Here is a 15,498-nt window from a genome sequence, read left to right as displayed (position 1 = left end):
AGGTCGGCGGCACCCTGGATGCCGTCGGCCAGCTCACCGACCTTGGGCGCGATCTTGCCGCTGTAGTGGTCGTACGAGGCGGTGGCGGCCTTGCCTGCACGGACTCGGCGCGCGAGGCGCGGCGGCGCTCGTGGTGCGGATGCCGGTCGCGGACAGCCCGGACATCCGGCACGCCGCCGACCGGTCCGGCGTCGCGCTGCTCGGCCTGGCCGCCGGCGCGTCCTGGGCGCAGGTCGCGGCCATGCTCCGGACGCTGCTCGCCGAGGACGACTTCGGCGACGTGTCACCGGAAACGCTCGGCGGCCTGCCGTCCGGCGACCTGTTCGCCCTCGCCAACGCGGTGGCCGCGCTGCTGGACGCGCCGGTGACCATCGAGGACCGGGCGTCCCGGGTGCTCGCCTTCTCCGGCCGCCAGGACGAGGCCGATCCGCCACGCGTGGAGACGATCCTCGGCCGCCAGGTGCCCGAGCGGCTGACCCGCGACCTGGAGCGCAACGGCGTGTTCGAGCAGCTCTACCGCGAGCACCTGCCGGTGTACCTCGACCCGGACTCGCAGGACTTCGAGATGCGCCTGGCGCGGGTGGCCATCGCGGTCCGCGCGGGCGACGAGGTGCTGGGCTCGATCTGGGCGGCCGTGCGCGGTCCGCTCAGCGAGGAGCGCACGCAGGCGCTGGTCGACGCGACCAAGGTGGTGGCGCTGCACCTGCTCCGGCTGCGCGCGGGCGCGGACGTCGAACGCCGGTTGCGCGCCGACCTGGTCGGCACCGCGCTGGAGGGCGGAACGGGCGCGACCGAGGCGATCGCGCGGCTCGGTCTGCTCGGCCAACCCGCCATCGTGTTCGCCATGGGACTCGCCGACCCGCCGGGTTCCGCGCCCGAGGACGACGCGCGGCGGGTCTCGGACCGCCAGCGGATCGCGGACGCGCTGGCCATGCACCTGAGCGCGGTGCAGCCGCGGTCGGCCGTCGCGCTCGTCGGCGACGTCGCGTACGGCATCGTGCCGATGTCGGGCAACCAGGCCGAGTGCGCCGAGCGGTCGGCCCGCATCGCCACCACCTTCCTGGAGCGCACCGGGAGGAGGGTCGCCGCGGCGATCGGCATCGGACCGCCCGCGCTCGACGGCACGGGGTTGCGCCGGTCCCGCGACGGCGCCGACCGCGCGTTGCGGGTGCTGCTCACCAACGGAGGATCCCGTCGGGTGGCCGCGGTGGAGGACGTCCACGTCGACGCGCTGATGCTGGAACTGGCCGACCTCGCCGCCGCGCGCGGTGACGTCGCGGTCGGACCGGTGTCCCGCCTGCTCGACTACGACACCCGCCACCAGTCCCAGCTCGTGCACACCCTGCGCTGCTGGCTCGACGCCTTCGGTGACGTGGTCGCCGCGTCCGCGATGGCCTTCGTGCACCCCAACACCTTCCGGTACCGGCTGCGCCGGCTCGCCGAGGTCGGCGCGATCGACCTGGACGACCCCGGCCAGCGGTTCGCCGCGATGCTGCAACTGCGGCTGCTGCCGCGCTCGGCGCTCGACCCGCCGGCCGCGGCGCCTGCCGTCGAGGACCACGCCTGACCCGGCGGTGCGCGGAGGTGGTGTCCCCGACCGGAAAATCCGCCGAAGGTTCGTGGCGACGCACGAACTCCTCCGTTCGCCGGGTGTTCACACTGGGACATCGATTCGCTCGACCGGCCGCGCACCACCCCCGCGCTCCGCAGGCCGGCCGCACCATCCACAACGGACTCGTACGGGTCACCCCGAGCACCCGCCGGCACCGCCGGCCCACCCCCGTCGTCGGACGAGAGGCAACCATGTCGACACTGCACGAGCTCGGCGGCTGGATCGAGCGCCGCCTTCCCGACCTGCTGGCCGAGAACGACGTGCCGGCGGCGTCGGTCGCCGTCTACGCCAAGGGGGAGTACTTCACCTTCGCGGCCGGCGTGCTGAACCGGGCCACCGGTGTCGAGGCCGACGTGGACTCCGTGTTCCAGATCGGCTCCATCACCAAGGTCTGGACGACCACCCTCGCGATGCAGCTCGTGGACGAGGGCCTGCTGGACCTCGACGCCGCGGTCCGCGTCTACCTGCCGACGTTCGCGCTCGCCGACGAGGAGGCCGCCGCGGCGATCACCGTGCGGCAGCTGATGTGCCACCAGGCCGGGTTCGAGGGCGACTACTTCACCGACACCGGTCGCGGTGAGGACGCCGTCGCCAAGTTCGTCGACACCCTCGCGGACGTGCCGCAGCTGTTCGCGCCGGGCGAGATGTTCTCCTACAACAACGCCGCGTTCTGCGTGCTCGGCCGGATCGTGGAAGTGCTGCGGGACAAGGACTACGGCCGCTGCCTCCAGGAGCACCTGTTCGCGCCGCTCGGTCTCGCGCACGCCGCGCCGAGCCCGTACGAGGCGATCCTGTTCCGCGCCGCGGCGGGTCACCTCCGGCCGGAACCGGGCGCCGCGCCGGAAACCGCGCACGCGTGGGCGCTCACCCCGTCCAACGCGCCCGCCGGCTCGATGCTCGCGATGCGCCCGCGCGACCTGGTCGAGTTCGGCCGGATGCACCTCCGGGACGGCGAGGGGCCCGACGGCGTCACCGTGCTGTCCGCCGCGAGCGCCCGGCTGATGCGGGAACCGCAGACGGAGGTGCCGGACCTGGGCGGGTTCGCCGACGCGTGGGGCCTCGGCTGGGCCATCGACCACTGGGAGGGCGGCACCGCGGTCGGTCACGACGGCGGCACGCTCGGTCAGACGGCGTTCTTCCGCATCGCGCCGGAGCACGACGTGGCGGTGGCCGTGCTGACCAACGGCGGCGACCCGCTCGCGCTGTACCACGAGATCTTCGCCCGGGCGTTCGGCGACCTCGCGGGCCTGGGCGTGCCGCCCGCCGCGGTGCCGAACCCGGCCGCCGAGCCGGTCGACGCGTCGCGGTACGTGGGCGAGTACAGCTCCGCCGCGATCACCAGCGTGGTCACCCAGGACGAGGACGGCCGAATCTGGTTGCGGCGCACGCCGAAGGGCGTCTTCGCCGACCTGAAGGGCCTGGACGACCGGATCGAACTCGTCGCGCACGGCGAGGACACGCTGATCGCGGTCGAGCCGTTCAACGGGATGCACATGGCCCACGCGTTCGTCGGCGACGACGGCACCGGCCGCGCGCGGTTCCTGCACACCGGCCGCGCCGACCGGCGGGTGGAGCCGTGACGGCGGTGGAGGACCGGATCGGCGAGGTGTTCGCCGCCGCCGGAGCCCGGGGTTTCCTGCACGCGCGGGAGATCGGGGTCGCCGACGCGCCGGAGGTCGCGGTCGGCGCGGACGACCCGGTGGTGCTCGCGTCGGTGTTCAAGATCCCGGTGGCGGTCGCCTACGCCCGCGAGGTCGTGGCGGGCCGGCTGGACGAGACCGGGCGCACTACCGTCGGCGCGCGCTACCGGATCGGCGGCATCGGCACGGCCGGGTTCGCCGACGACGTCGAGCTGAGCTGGCGCGACGTCGCGCTGCAAATGCTGACCGTGAGCGACAACGCGGCGACCGACGTGCTGTTCCACCGCGTCGGCCAGGCGGCCGTAGACCGGGTGCTCGCCGACCTCGGCCTGACCCGGACCCGGATCCTGGGCTGCTGCGAGGACCTGACCGCGTCGGTGCTCGCGGACCTGGGCGCGGGCCCGGACGACGACTTCGAGGCCGTGCTGGGTTCGGCGACACCGGAGCAGCTGTGGAAGCTGTCCGTGCTCGACCCCGAGCGCACCACGTCCTCGACGCCGCGCGAGACCACGCGGCTGCTGGACGCCATCTGGACCGACCGGGCGGCGGAACCCGAGGCGTGCGAACGGGTTCGCGCCATCATGGCCCGCCAGGTCTGGCCGCACCGACTGTCCTCCGGGTTCCCCTCGGGCGTCCGGATCGCGGCCAAGACCGGGACGCTCCCCGCGGCCCGCAACGAAGCCGGCGTCGTGTCCTACCCGGACGGTCGCCGCTTCGCGGTCGCCGTCTTCACCCTCGCGCACTCCCTGGAGGAGCGCCTCCCCGAGGTGGACGCCTCGATCGGCCGGACCGCGCGCCTGGCCGTCGACCACCTGCGCGCCCTCACCCCCGAAGCGTTGGAACGGAAGGAAACCCCATGACGAACACACGGACGGCGGTGGCCCTCGTCGGCGCGGTCGCCCTGGTGGCGAGCGCCTGCGGAGGATCGGGGTCGGGCGCCGCGGCGGGCGGGGACCCGGTCGACGGCCGGACCTTCAGCTTCGGCATCGGCTCGGACCCGGGCAACCTCGACCCGCACCTGACGGTGCTGTCGGTGACCAACCAGGTCGACCGGTTCCTCTACGACACGCTGCTGGGCCTGGCCGACGACGGCAAACCCGTGCGCGGCCTCGCGGAGAAGTGGGAGGCGTCGACCACCACCGCGACGTTCACCCTGCGCGAGGGCATCACCTGCGCCGACGGCGCGCCGCTCACCGCGACCGACGTCGCGGAGAACATCAACTTCGTGGGCAACCCGGCGAACCGGTCGACGCTCGTCGGGCTGCTGGTCCAGGCCGGCACCACCGCGAAGGCGGACGAGGCGACCCGCGCGGTCACCGTCACCTCGGGCGCGCCGGACGCGTTCCTGCTGCGCAACATCGGCAGCATGGCCATCGTGTGCGGCAGCGGGCTCAAGGACCGCGCGCTGATCGCCAAGGGCGGCGCGGGCACCGGCATGTTCACGCTCACCGAGTCGGTGTCCAACGACCACTACACGCTGGAACGCCGCAAGGACTACAAGTGGGCGCCCGGCGAGGTCAAGAGCGACGAGCGCGGCCTGCCGGACAAGGTCGTCCTGCGGGTGGTCCCGAACTCCACCACCGCGGCGAACCTGCTGCTCTCCGGCGAGCTGAACGCCGCCACGGTCACCGGGCCGGACCGCCAGCGGCTGGAGGCCAAGCAGCTGTTCCACGCCGACTTCCGGGCCGCGATGGGCGAGATGTTCTTCAACCAGGCGGAAGGCCGGGTCGGCAAGGACGAGTCGACCCGCCGGGCGCTGGTCCAGGCGCTGGACCTGGACCGGATCGGCAAGGTGCTGACCGCCGGCAACGGCAAGCCGTCCACCGGCCTGGTCACCACCGAGCCCATGGCGTGCTCGGGCGACACCGTCGCCGGCAACACGCCGAAGTTCGACACGGCCGCCGCCAAGTCCACTTTGGACGGCCTGGGCTGGAAGCCGGGCGCGGACGGCATCCGGGTCAAGGACGGCAAGAGGCTCACGCTCTCCACCGTGTACGCCTCCTACGTCAGCTCGACCATGCCCGCCACCGCCGAGCTGTTCCAGCAGCAGTGGAAGGAGATCGGCGCCGAGGTCACGCTCAACGGGGTGGACAGCACGGGCATCAACCAGGTGCTGTTCGTCACCGGCGACTGGGACGTCTCGCTCACCCCGATCGGGTTGACGCTGCCGAGCCAGGCGGTGCCCTTCGTGTCCGGTCCCGCCGCGCCGAACGGGCAGAACTTCCCGTCCGTCGCGAACCCGGCCTACGAGAAGACCGCGAAGGAAGCCGCGGCGCTGGCCGGCGAAGCCAGCTGCGCGACCTGGGCCGCCGCCGAGAAGGAGCTGTTCAAGCGGGTCGACGTGGTGCCCTACATCGACTCCACCGTCCCGGTGTTCGGCAGCGCCGCGAAGTTCTCCCTCAGCCAGGCGAGCATCACGCCCAGCTCGATCCGGATGTACGCGAAGTGACGGCGGCGACCGCGGCTCCCGCCGCGCCGAGGGTGCCGCGGCTGCGCGGCGGGCCCTGGCTGACGTTCGCCTGGCGGCGACTCGGCCGGTTCGCCGTGTCGCTGTGGGTGCTCGTCACCACGGCGTTCCTGATGATCCACCTGGTGCCCGGCGACCCGGTGCGGGCCTCGCTCGGCCTGAACGCCTCGGCCGAGCTGGTGGAGGCGAAGCGGCGGTCGCTCGGGCTCGACGGTCCACTGTGGACTCAATACCTGCACTACCTGCGCGGCCTGCTCACGGGTGACTTCGGCACCTCGATGACGAGCGGGCAGCCGGTCTCCGAGGTGATCGGGGACCGGCTGCCCGGCACGCTCCAGCTCGCGCTGCCCGCGTTCCTGGTCACGATCGCGGTGGCCATCCCGGTCGGGGTGCTGTTCGCGGTGCTCACCCGGGGCGGTCGGCGGCGGGCGGGCGAACTGGCGTTCACCTCGGTGAGCGTCGTGCTGGCCACCATCCCGGAGTTCCTGGTGGCGGTCGGCCTGGTGTCGCTGTTCGCGGTGACCCTCGGCTGGTTCCCGGTGGCGGGCAGCGACGACCTGAGCGCGTACGTGCTCCCGGTCGCCGCGCTCGCCGTCGGCCCGGCCGCGGTGCTCTCGCGCATCGTCCGGGTGGAGATGCTCGCCGTGCTGGGCAACGACTTCGTCCGCACCGCGCGGGCCAAGCGGTTGCCCGCGCGGCTGGTCTACGCCCGGCACGCGCTGCCGAACGCGCTGACCGCGACGCTCACCCTGGGCGGTCTGCTGCTGACCGGCCTGGTCGCGGGCACCGTGCTGGTGGAGAACGTGTTCGCGTGGCCCGGCCTCGGATCGTCGATCGTGCAGTCGATCCTGGCCAAGGATTACCCGCTGGTGCAGGGGATCGTGCTGGTCTACGGCGTCGGCGTGCTGTTGGTGAACCTGCTGGTCGACGTGCTGCTCGCGCTGCTCGACCCGCGTTCGACCATCCGGGAGGGTTGAGATGACCACGAACGCGCGACGTCGCGGGTCGATCTGGTCGGCCGCCGTGCGCACCCCGCTGGGCGTGTGCTCGGTCGTGCTGCTGGCGATCGTGGTGGGACTGGCGCTGTTCGGGCCGGTCCTGTGGGGTGACAGGGCCTCCGCGATCGACACGGACGCCATCGGCCAGGGCCCGTCCGGCGCCCACCTGTTCGGCACCGACGCGCTCGGGCGGGACATCCTCGTCCGGGTGCTGGTGGCGACCAGGCTGTCCATGGCGCTGGCGGTGCTCGCCACCGCGATCGGCGTCGGCACCGGGATCGTGCTGGGCGTGCTGCCGTCCGTGCTGCCGCGGTGGGCGGCCCGGCTGGTGGTGTCGGCGGTGAACATCGCGGTGGCGTTCCCCGGACTGCTGCTGGCGCTGTTCTTCGCGGTGATCTTCGGCGTCGGCACGCACGGCGCGGTGCTGGCGATCGCGTTCGCCATGGCGCCCTCGTTCGCCCGCCTGGTGCAAACCCTGGCCGCCTCGGTGATGGGCCGCGACTTCGTGGCCGCGGCCCGGGTCGCGGGCGTCGGCCGGGTGCGGCTGCTCACCCGGCACCTGCTGCCCAACATCGGCGAACCGCTGGTGGTCAACGCGACCGTCGGCGCCGGCGCCTCGCTGCTGGCGTTCGCCGGCCTGTCGTTCCTCGGCATCGGCGTGCAGGCGCCGGAGTACGACTGGGGACGGCTGCTGCGCGAGGGCCTGGACGGCATCTACCTCAACCCGGCGGCGGCGCTCGCGCCCGGTCTCGCGGTCGTGCTGGCCGGGTTGGCGCTGAACATGGTCGGCGAGACGGTGGCCTCCGTGGTCGGCGTCCGCACGCCGTGGTCCCGACTGCGCACCCCGCCCGCGCACGAGCCGCGGGTGGATGCGCCCCTGGTGCCCGCCGCCGACGCGGTGCTGGTGGTGGACAACCTCCGGGTGTCCTTCCCGCGCCCCAGCGGGTGGACCACGCCGGTGCGCGGGGTCAGCTTCAGCGTGCGGTCGGGCGAGGCGGTCGGCGTGGTCGGCGAGTCCGGCTCCGGCAAGAGCCTCACCGCGCTGGCCGTGTCCCGGCTGGTCGAGGCGCCCGGCGTGGTGACCGCGGACCGGCTCGAGTTCGCCGGCACGCCGCTGCTCACCTCTTCGGACCGGGCGGTGCGCGGCCTGCTCGGCACGTCGCTCGCGATGGTGTTCCAGGACCCGATGACCTCGTTCAACCCGACCCGGCGCGTCGGGCGGCAGTTGGCCGAGGTGTCCGAGCAGCACCACGGGTTGAGCCGCTCGAAGGCGTTCGCCCGCGCGGTGGACCGGTTGACCGCGGTGCGGGTGCCGGCCGCGGCCCGTCGGGCCAGGCAGTACCCGCACGAGTTCTCCGGCGGCATGCGGCAGCGGGCCATGATCGGGATGGGCCTGATGGGCCGGCCGAAGCTGATCGTGGCCGACGAGCCGACCACCGCGCTCGACGTCACCGTGCAGCGGCAGGTGTTGCGGCTGCTCGCGAAAACCCGAGCCGAGGAGGGCGCGGCGATCCTGTTGATCAGCCACGACATCGCGGTGGTCGCGGGCACCTGCGAGCGGATGCTCGTGATGTACGCCGGGCGGGTGGTCGAGGACCTGCCGACGGCCGCGCTGCCGGGCGCGGCGCGACACCCGTACACCCGGGCGCTGCTGGCGACGACCGTCGACCTGGAGACCGACCGCGACTCGCCGCTGACGGTGATCCCGGGCCGGCCGCCGGAACCGGACCAGGTGCCCGAGGGGTGCGCCTTCGCCGACCGGTGCCGGTTCGCCACCGACCGCTGCCGCGAGGAGGACCCGGTGCTCGAGGAACTCGACCGCACCCACCGGGTCGCGTGCTGGCACCCCGCCGCCGACCCGACCCCCGAACCGCGCGAGACCGTGACCGCCGGAGGCGCCGCATGAGCGAGTTGGTGTTCGAGGACGTGAGCGTCCGCTACGGCCGGTTGACCGCCGTCGACGGGGTGCGCCTCACCGTCCCCTCCGGACAGGTCGTCGGTCTGGTCGGCGAGTCGGGCTCGGGCAAGTCGACGCTGGCCCGGGCCGCCGTCGGGTTGTCGCCGGTCACCTCCGGCCGGGTGCTGCTGGACGGGGTGGACGTGCGTCGGCTGCCGCGGCGCAAACCGTTGCAGATGGTGTTCCAGGACCCGTACTCGTCGCTCGACCCGCGGATGCGCCTGGGCGAGTCGATCACCGAGGCGATGCCGCCCGGCGCGTTCCCCGACGCCGCGGCCCGGCGCGCGGAGGTGGCCCGGCTGCTCGAGCTGGTCAACCTCGGCCCGGACCGCGCGGACCAGCTGCCGGGGCAGCTCTCCGGCGGCCAGCGGCAGCGGATCGCGCTGGCGCGGGCGCTCGCCGGGCAGCCGAAGGTGATCATCGCGGACGAGATCACCTCGGCGCTGGACGTGTCCGTGCAGGGCGCGGTGCTCAACCTGGTCCGCGAGGTGCAGCGCCGGCTTTCGCTGTCGATGCTGTTCATCTCGCACAACCTGGCCGTGGTGCGGTACCTGAGCGACATCGTCGCGGTGATGTACCTCGGCCGCGTGGTGGAGGCCGGACCGGCCGAGCAGGTCCTCACCGACCCCCGCCACCCCTACACCCGCGACCTGCTGGCCGCCGCGCCCTCCGCGCACCGCGACCTGCTCGCCGACGTGAGCGGCGACGGCCTGGGCGACACCGAGCCACCCGACCCCCACCACCCGCCCACCGGCTGCCGCTACCACCCGCGCTGCCCCATCGGCCCGCTCGTGCACCGCGACCGCACCGTGTGCGTCGACACCGACCCGGCCGCGGACGCCGCGCGCCGGCACCACGAGGCGGCCTGCCACTTCGCCGGCCGCGCCTGACCACACCCGACCGCACCGCCACGAGGCCTCCGCACGCCCTCCGCCTCCCACCCCGCGTCACGAGGAGACCGCCATGACCCGACGTCTGAAGACCGACGACCTGTACGACCTCGAGTTCCCGGCACAGCCGTCGCTGTCACCGGACGGCGACCAAGTCGTCTACGTGGTGCGCGCCGCCGACCGCGCCGCGGACCGCGACACCCGGAGCCTGTGGCGGGTGGCCACCGCCGGTGGCGGGGCGACCCGGTTGACCCGCGGCACCGCCGACGTCGCGCCCGCCTGGTCCCCGGACGGCGCGAAGATCGCGTTCCTGCGCGCCCAGGACGGCCCGGCCCAGGTGTGGCTGCTGCCCGCGACCGGCGGCGAGCCCGAGCAGGTCACCACCCTCCCGCTCGGCGCGGGCTCACCGGTGTGGAGCCCGGACGGCGCGCGGATCGCGTTCACCGCGCCGGTCGACCAGGCCGCCCGCGCGGGCGCCGCGTCCCGACCCACCGCGCCCGTGGTCACCGACCGGGTCGACTTCAAGGCCGACGGCGCGGGTGTGCTCGGCACCGTCCGCGCCCACCTGCACGTGCTCGAGGTCGACACCGGCGAGGTGCGCCAGGTGACCTCCGGCGACTGGCACGCGAGCGACCCCGCGTGGTCGCCCGACGGCGCGCTGCTGGCGTTCTCCGCCGGGGTGGACGACGACGCCGACCTCACCTTCCGCTCCGGCGCCTACGTGCTCGACCACGCCGAGAACGGCGCGCGGCCGCGGCTCGTCGGGTCCGGTTCCGGCTCGGCCGGCGCGGTGACCTGGACGGCCGACGGCACGGCGCTGCTCGTCGTCGGCACGCTCAAGCCCGCGACCGGCCACGCCCGGCTCCTGCGCGTGCCGCTGGACGGCGGCGACACCGTCGACCTGGCGGGCTCCCTGGACCGCAACGTGATGGCCGGCGGACCCGGCTACCCGGGCGCGTCGCCGCGGTTGACCGGCGACGGCCGCACGGTCCTGTTCTGCGTCCGCGACCGCGGCTGCACGCACCTCTACGCGGTCGACGTCGACGGCGGCGTCCCGAGGCACGTGCTCGGCGGCGCGGGCGACAACGTGGCGGGCCTCGCGGTCGTCGGGCACGCGGCGGTGGTCGTGCTGGGCACCGCCACCTCCTACGGCGAGATCGCCACCGTCGACCTGGCCGACGGCGCGGTCGACGTGCGCACCGACCACGGCGCGAAGGTCGCCGACGTCGCGCTGTTCGCCCACGAGGAGCGCGAGTTCACCGTGTCCGACGGCACGGTGGTGCACGGCTGGCTGCTGCGCGACCCCGACCGCACCGGCCCGCTGCCGCTGCTGCTGGACATCCACGGCGGCCCGCACAACGCGTGGAACGGCTCCGCCGACGCGGTGCACTTCTACCACCAGGAGCTGGTCGCGCGCGGCTGGGCCGTGCTGCTGCTCAACCCGCGCGCGAGCGACGGCTACGGCGAGGCCTTCTTCACCGCCGCGATGGGCGCGTGGGGTGTCGCCGACGCGAACGACTTCCTGGAGCCGCTGGACCGGCTCGTGGCCGAGGGCGTGGCGGACGAGCGTCGGCTCGCGGTCGCGGGCTACAGCTACGGCGGGTTCATGACCTGCTACCTGACCAGCCGCGACACCCGGTTCGCCGCCGCCGTCGCGGGCGGTGTGGTCAGCGACCTGACGAGCGTGGCCGGCACGTCCGACGCGGGTCACTTCCTGGCCGACGTCGAGCTGGGCGGCGCGCCGTGGGCCGACCGCGAGCACTACGCGGCGCTCTCGCCGTTCAGCCGGGTCCACGACGTGCGCACGCCGACGCTGGTGGTCCAGGGCGCGGACGACGTCCGGTGCCCGGTCGGCCAGGCCGAGCAGTGGTTCACCGCGCTGCGCGAGCGCGACGTGCCGACGAGCCTGGTGCTCTACCCCGGCGGGTCGCACCTGTTCATCCTGGACGGCACGCCCTCGCACCGGGTGGACTTCAACCGGCGGGTGGTCGACTGGGTCGAGCAGCACGCGGGCGTGCCCGGCGAGCCGGTGCGCGCGCCGATCCGGTCCGAGCACTGGGAGGTCCGGCTGGAGGCGCTGGCCCGGCGGCACCGGGTTCCGGGCGCGTCGCTCGGCATCCTGCGGCTGGGTCGGGACGGCAACCCCGACGAGCTGGTCCGCGCCACGCACGGCGTGCTGAACAAGAACACCGGCGTCGAGGTCACCGAGGACTCGCTGTTCCAGATCGGCTCGATCTCCAAGGTGTGGACGACGACGGTCGCCATGCAGCTGGTGGACGAGGGCCTGGTCGAACTGGACGCGCCGATCGTCGACGTGCTGCCCGAACTGCGGCTGTCCGACCCGGACGTGGCCAAGCAGGTCACCCTGCGGCACCTGCTGACCCACACCAGCGGCATCGACGGCGACGTGTTCACCGACACCGGCCGCGGCGACGACTGCCTGGAGAAGTACGTCGACCTGCTGGACGAGGCCGCGCAGAACCACCCGCTGGGCGCGACGTTCTCCTACTGCAACTCGGGTTTCACCCTCGTCGGCCGGGTGATCGAGAAGCTCACCGGCAAGACGTGGGACGCGGCGCTGCGCGAACGGCTGTTCACCCCGTTGGGCCTCAAGCACACCGTGACGCTGCCCGAGGAGGCGCTGCTGCACCGCGCCGCGGTCGGTCACGCCGCCGCGCCCGGCGAGGAGCCGCAGCCGGTCCCGGTGTGGGTGCTCGCCCGGTCCGCGGGCCCGGCGGGTCTCGTCACGGCGTCCTCCGAGGACGTGCTGGCGTTCGCGCGGTTGCACCTCACCGGCGGTCTGGCGGCGGACGGCACGCGCGTGCTCGGCGCGGCGTCGGCGGCGGCGATGACCGAGAAGCAGGTGGACCTGCCCGACAAGCACGCCATCGGCGACGCGTGGGGTCTGGGGTGGATCCTGTTCGACTGGGACGGTCGCGGGCTCTACGGCCACGACGGGGCGACCATCGGGCAGAACGCGTTCCTGCGGATCCTGCCGGAGCAGGGGGTCGCGGTCACGCTGCTCACCAACGGCGGCAACACGCACGACTTCTTCCTGGACCTGTACCGGGAGGTCTTCGCCGAGATCGCGGGCGTCGCGCTGCCCGAGCCGCTGGTGCCGCCGACCGAGCCCGTCGACGTCGACCCGAGCCGGCACCTGGGCGTCTACGAGCGGGCGTCGTTCCGCTCCGAGGTGTTCCAGGGCGAGAACGGCCTGCGGATCCGGCACACGGTCACCGGCCCGCTCGCCGCGCTGGTGCCCGAGACGACGACCGAGTTCGACCTGGTCGCCATCAGCGACACGCAGTACGCCTTCCGCGCGCCCGGCACGCAGAGCTGGCTGTCGGTGACCTTCTACAGCCTGCCGACGGGTGAGCAGTACCTGCACTCGGGCGTCCGCGCCAGCCCGAAGGTCTCCTGACCGGTCGGCGGGGGAGGGGCGGTGGGCCGAGGCCCGCCGCCCTTTCCCGTACCCCCACGGGGGTAGCGCGGCCGCCACTTCGGACCGGTGCCCGGTCCGGCCGGCGCGGCTATCGTGGCCCGGTGCGCTTTCCCCCGATCCTGGTGGACGTGGTGCTCGCCGTGGTGTTCACCGGACTCACGATCGGCGCCGTCCTGTCCCAGGGCCACGCCGACGCGGCGGCGGTGCTCCTCGGCTCCCTCACGACCGCGCCCATCGCCCTGCGCCAACGCGCGCCCGTCGTCACCGCGGCGGTGATCCTCCTCGCGGTGGACACCTACGCGCTGACCCACGACGGCCTGCCGCCCAACGGCGGCATGGGCGTGCTCGTGGCGATGGTCACCGTGGCCATGCTGCGACCGCGCTGGGTGGCCGCGGCCGTGTACGGGGCGACGTCGCTGTCGATGGCGCTGCCGCTGCTCTACGCGCCGGCGCCGCGGTACGCGCCGTGGGACCTGGTGGAGTCGGCACTGGTGCTGCTCGGCGCGTGGGCGCTGGGCGAGAGCACCCGGCGCTGGGGCGACCGGGTGGAGCGGCTGGCCGAGCGCGCCGCGCGGGCCCGTGCCGACGAACGGGTCCGCATCGCGCGCGAGCTGCACGACGTGGTGGCCCACCACCTGTCCGTGGTGTCGCTCCAGGCGGGCGTGGCGCGGTACGTGCTGGACAGCGACCTCGACACCGCGCGGCGGGCGATCACGACCGTCGGCGACACCAGCCGCGAGGCGCTGACCGAGCTGCGCCGGGTGCTCCAGGTGCTGCGCGTGGAGGACCAGGGCGAGCTCGGGCCCCAACCGGGGTTGGCCGACCTCGACCGGCTGGTCGAGCGCACCCGGCTCGCGGGCGTGCCGGTGGACGTGGTGGTGCGCGGCGAGGAGCGCCCGCTGCCGCCGGGACCCGACCTGTGCGCGTACCGCGTGGCGCAGGAGTCGTTGACCAACGTGCTCAAGCACGCCGGGAAGGCCGCCGTGACGATGACGATCCACCACCGCGACCACCGGCTCACCCTGGAGGTCGCCAACACCGGCGACGCGCCGTCGCCACCACCGCGCGGCGGCACCGCGCACGGTCTGCGGGGCATGCGGGAACGCGCCGAGCTCTACGGCGGGACGGTGCGCGCGGGCGCGGTGCCGGGCGGGTTCCGGGTGGTGCTCGAGCTGCCGACGGGTCGGGTCCGGTGACCACGCGCGTGCTGATCGCGGACGACCAGCCCCTCATCCGGGCCGGGCTCGTCGCGCTGATGACGGCCACGCCCGGCTTCACCGTGGTGGGCGAGGCGGCGAACGGCGAGCAGGCCGTGGCGCTCGCCGAGCAGACCCGGCCGGACGTGGTGCTGATGGACATCCGGATGCCCGTGCTGGACGGCATCGCCGCCACCCGGCGCATCCTGGACGCCCCGACCGACCCGGTGCCCCGGGTGATCGTGCTGACCACGTTCGACCTGCCCGAGTACGTCTGCACCGCGCTCGGCGAGGGCGCGTCCGGCTTCCTGCTCAAGGACACCCCGCCGGACCGGATCGTGTCCGCCGTGAGCGCGATCGCGGCCGGCGACATCCTGCTCGCCCCGTCGATCACCCTCCGGCTGATCGAGACCTACGCGCAGCGCAACCGGGTCGCCACCACGCGGCCGCGGCTGTCGCTGCTGACCGCGCGGGAGACCGAGATCCTCCGCCTGGTCGGCTTCGGGCTGACCAACGGGGAGATCGCGCACCGCCTGGTGCTCAGCGAGGCCACGGTGAAGACACACGTGAAGCGGCTGATGGCCAAGCTGCACCTGAGCAGCCGCGCGCAGGCCGTCGTCATCGCCTACGAGTCCGGCGTGGTCACGCCGGGCGGCGAGCGCGACAGTCCATAGTGGACTCCGCGAGGCACGACGTAGGATCACGGCCGTGGACCTCGACACGTGGTGGGACCTGATCGGACGGGCGCGGGACGCGGCGGGTGACCGGGCGGACGACCGCGACCCGGTGGACGACCCGTTGCCGGGCGCGCTGGTCGACGTGCTGGCCGCCCTGGAGCCGCCCCGCATCGCGGACTTCGCGGTCCGGCTGGTCCAGGTGCGGGACACCGCCTACCTGGGTCCACTGTGGAAGGCCGCGTACCTGATCGAGGGCGGCTGCGGCGACGACGGGTTCCAGGACTTCCGCGACGGTCTGATCCTGCTCGGCCGGGAGGTGTTCACCCGCGCGGTCGCGGATCCGGACTCCCTCGCGCAGGTGCCGCTGGTGGTGCGGATGGCCCGCGAGGAGCGCGGCTGGCTCGGCTACGAGTCGCTGTCCTACCTGGCGCAGGACGCCTACCTGCGGGTGCTGGGCGAAACCGGGTCGTTCACCGCGGTGCTGGACGGCGCGGTGAGCGCCATGGAACTGCGCGCCCGGCCGGCGGGGGACGACTGGGACTCGGAGGACGACGCGGAACAGCGCCGCCGTCTCCCGGGACTGGGGGGGCGGTGCGTGTGACGGGGTGGGGGCAGCGCG

General features: G+C 74.0%; 10 protein-coding genes and 1 pseudogene. All 11 read left to right on the top strand.

Features of this window, described 5'->3' with window-relative positions; genetic code table 11:
• Positions 1-103: 103 nt before the first annotated feature.
• A pseudogene (locus AB0G50_RS35125) lies at positions 104-1,567 on the top strand (helix-turn-helix domain-containing protein); the annotation flags it as partial.
• A gap of 236 nt (positions 1,568-1,803) precedes the next feature.
• On the top strand, positions 1,804-3,192 hold the full coding sequence (locus tag AB0G50_RS35120) for a serine hydrolase domain-containing protein (protein ID WP_360118158.1): 1,389 nt from the start codon (positions 1,804-1,806) through the stop codon (positions 3,190-3,192).
• The gene (locus tag AB0G50_RS35115) at positions 3,189-4,112 is read left to right on the top strand and encodes a serine hydrolase (RefSeq protein WP_360118155.1); all 924 of its coding nucleotides are present in this window, start codon (positions 3,189-3,191) and stop codon (positions 4,110-4,112) included. Before AB0G50_RS35120 ends, AB0G50_RS35115 begins: the two co-directional genes overlap by 4 nt.
• Complete coding sequence (locus AB0G50_RS35110; protein WP_360118152.1) at positions 4,109-5,701, top strand: ABC transporter substrate-binding protein; 1,593 nt, start codon at positions 4,109-4,111, stop codon at positions 5,699-5,701. Before AB0G50_RS35115 ends, AB0G50_RS35110 begins: the two co-directional genes overlap by 4 nt.
• Positions 5,698-6,696, top strand: a complete 999-nt coding sequence (locus tag AB0G50_RS35105) for an ABC transporter permease (RefSeq protein WP_360118149.1) — start codon at positions 5,698-5,700, stop codon at positions 6,694-6,696. The genes AB0G50_RS35110 and AB0G50_RS35105 overlap by 4 nt, the downstream gene beginning before the upstream one ends.
• Before the next feature lies 1 nt (position 6,697).
• Positions 6,698-8,623: a dipeptide/oligopeptide/nickel ABC transporter permease/ATP-binding protein gene (locus AB0G50_RS35100; protein WP_360118146.1), complete on the top strand. Its 1,926-nt coding sequence runs from the start codon at positions 6,698-6,700 to the stop codon at positions 8,621-8,623.
• The gene (locus tag AB0G50_RS35095) at positions 8,620-9,564 is read left to right on the top strand and encodes an ABC transporter ATP-binding protein (protein WP_360118143.1); all 945 of its coding nucleotides are present in this window, start codon (positions 8,620-8,622) and stop codon (positions 9,562-9,564) included. The genes AB0G50_RS35100 and AB0G50_RS35095 overlap by 4 nt, the downstream gene beginning before the upstream one ends.
• Positions 9,565-9,637: 73 nt before the next feature.
• Positions 9,638-12,985 carry a serine hydrolase gene (locus tag AB0G50_RS35090; RefSeq protein ID WP_360118140.1) on the top strand — a complete coding sequence of 1,116 codons (3,348 nt, stop codon included), beginning with the start codon at positions 9,638-9,640 and terminating at the stop codon, positions 12,983-12,985.
• 122 nt (positions 12,986-13,107) lie between these two features.
• Positions 13,108-14,202 carry a sensor histidine kinase gene (locus AB0G50_RS35085; RefSeq protein WP_360118137.1) on the top strand — a complete coding sequence of 365 codons (1,095 nt, stop codon included), beginning with the start codon at positions 13,108-13,110 and terminating at the stop codon, positions 14,200-14,202.
• Positions 14,199-14,876 (top strand): response regulator transcription factor, encoded by a 678-nt coding sequence (locus AB0G50_RS35080; RefSeq protein WP_360118134.1) that lies wholly within the window; start codon positions 14,199-14,201, stop codon positions 14,874-14,876. Before AB0G50_RS35085 ends, AB0G50_RS35080 begins: the two co-directional genes overlap by 4 nt.
• 34 nt (positions 14,877-14,910) lie before the next feature.
• Entirely contained in the window at positions 14,911-15,480 is a 570-nt protein-coding gene (locus tag AB0G50_RS35075) for a DUF4240 domain-containing protein (RefSeq protein WP_360118131.1), read from the top strand.
• Positions 15,481-15,498 lie beyond the last annotated feature (18 nt).

The sequence above is a fragment of the Actinosynnema sp. NPDC020468 genome (genome assembly GCF_040642015.1).
Taxonomy (GTDB): Bacteria; Actinomycetota; Actinomycetes; order Mycobacteriales; family Pseudonocardiaceae; genus Actinosynnema.
This window is presented reverse-complemented; position numbering and strand designations above follow the sequence as displayed.

Coding starts and splice junctions, on each gene's coding strand:
- AB0G50_RS35120 (WP_360118158.1), top strand. CDS start 1,804: ATGTCGACACTGCACGAGCTCGGCGGCTGGATCGAGCGCCGCCTTCCC.
- AB0G50_RS35110 (WP_360118152.1), top strand. CDS start 4,109: ATGACGAACACACGGACGGCGGTGGCCCTCGTCGGCGCGGTCGCCCTG.
- AB0G50_RS35100 (WP_360118146.1), top strand. CDS start 6,698: ATGACCACGAACGCGCGACGTCGCGGGTCGATCTGGTCGGCCGCCGTG.
- AB0G50_RS35095 (WP_360118143.1), top strand. CDS start 8,620: ATGAGCGAGTTGGTGTTCGAGGACGTGAGCGTCCGCTACGGCCGGTTG.
- AB0G50_RS35090 (WP_360118140.1), top strand. CDS start 9,638: ATGACCCGACGTCTGAAGACCGACGACCTGTACGACCTCGAGTTCCCG.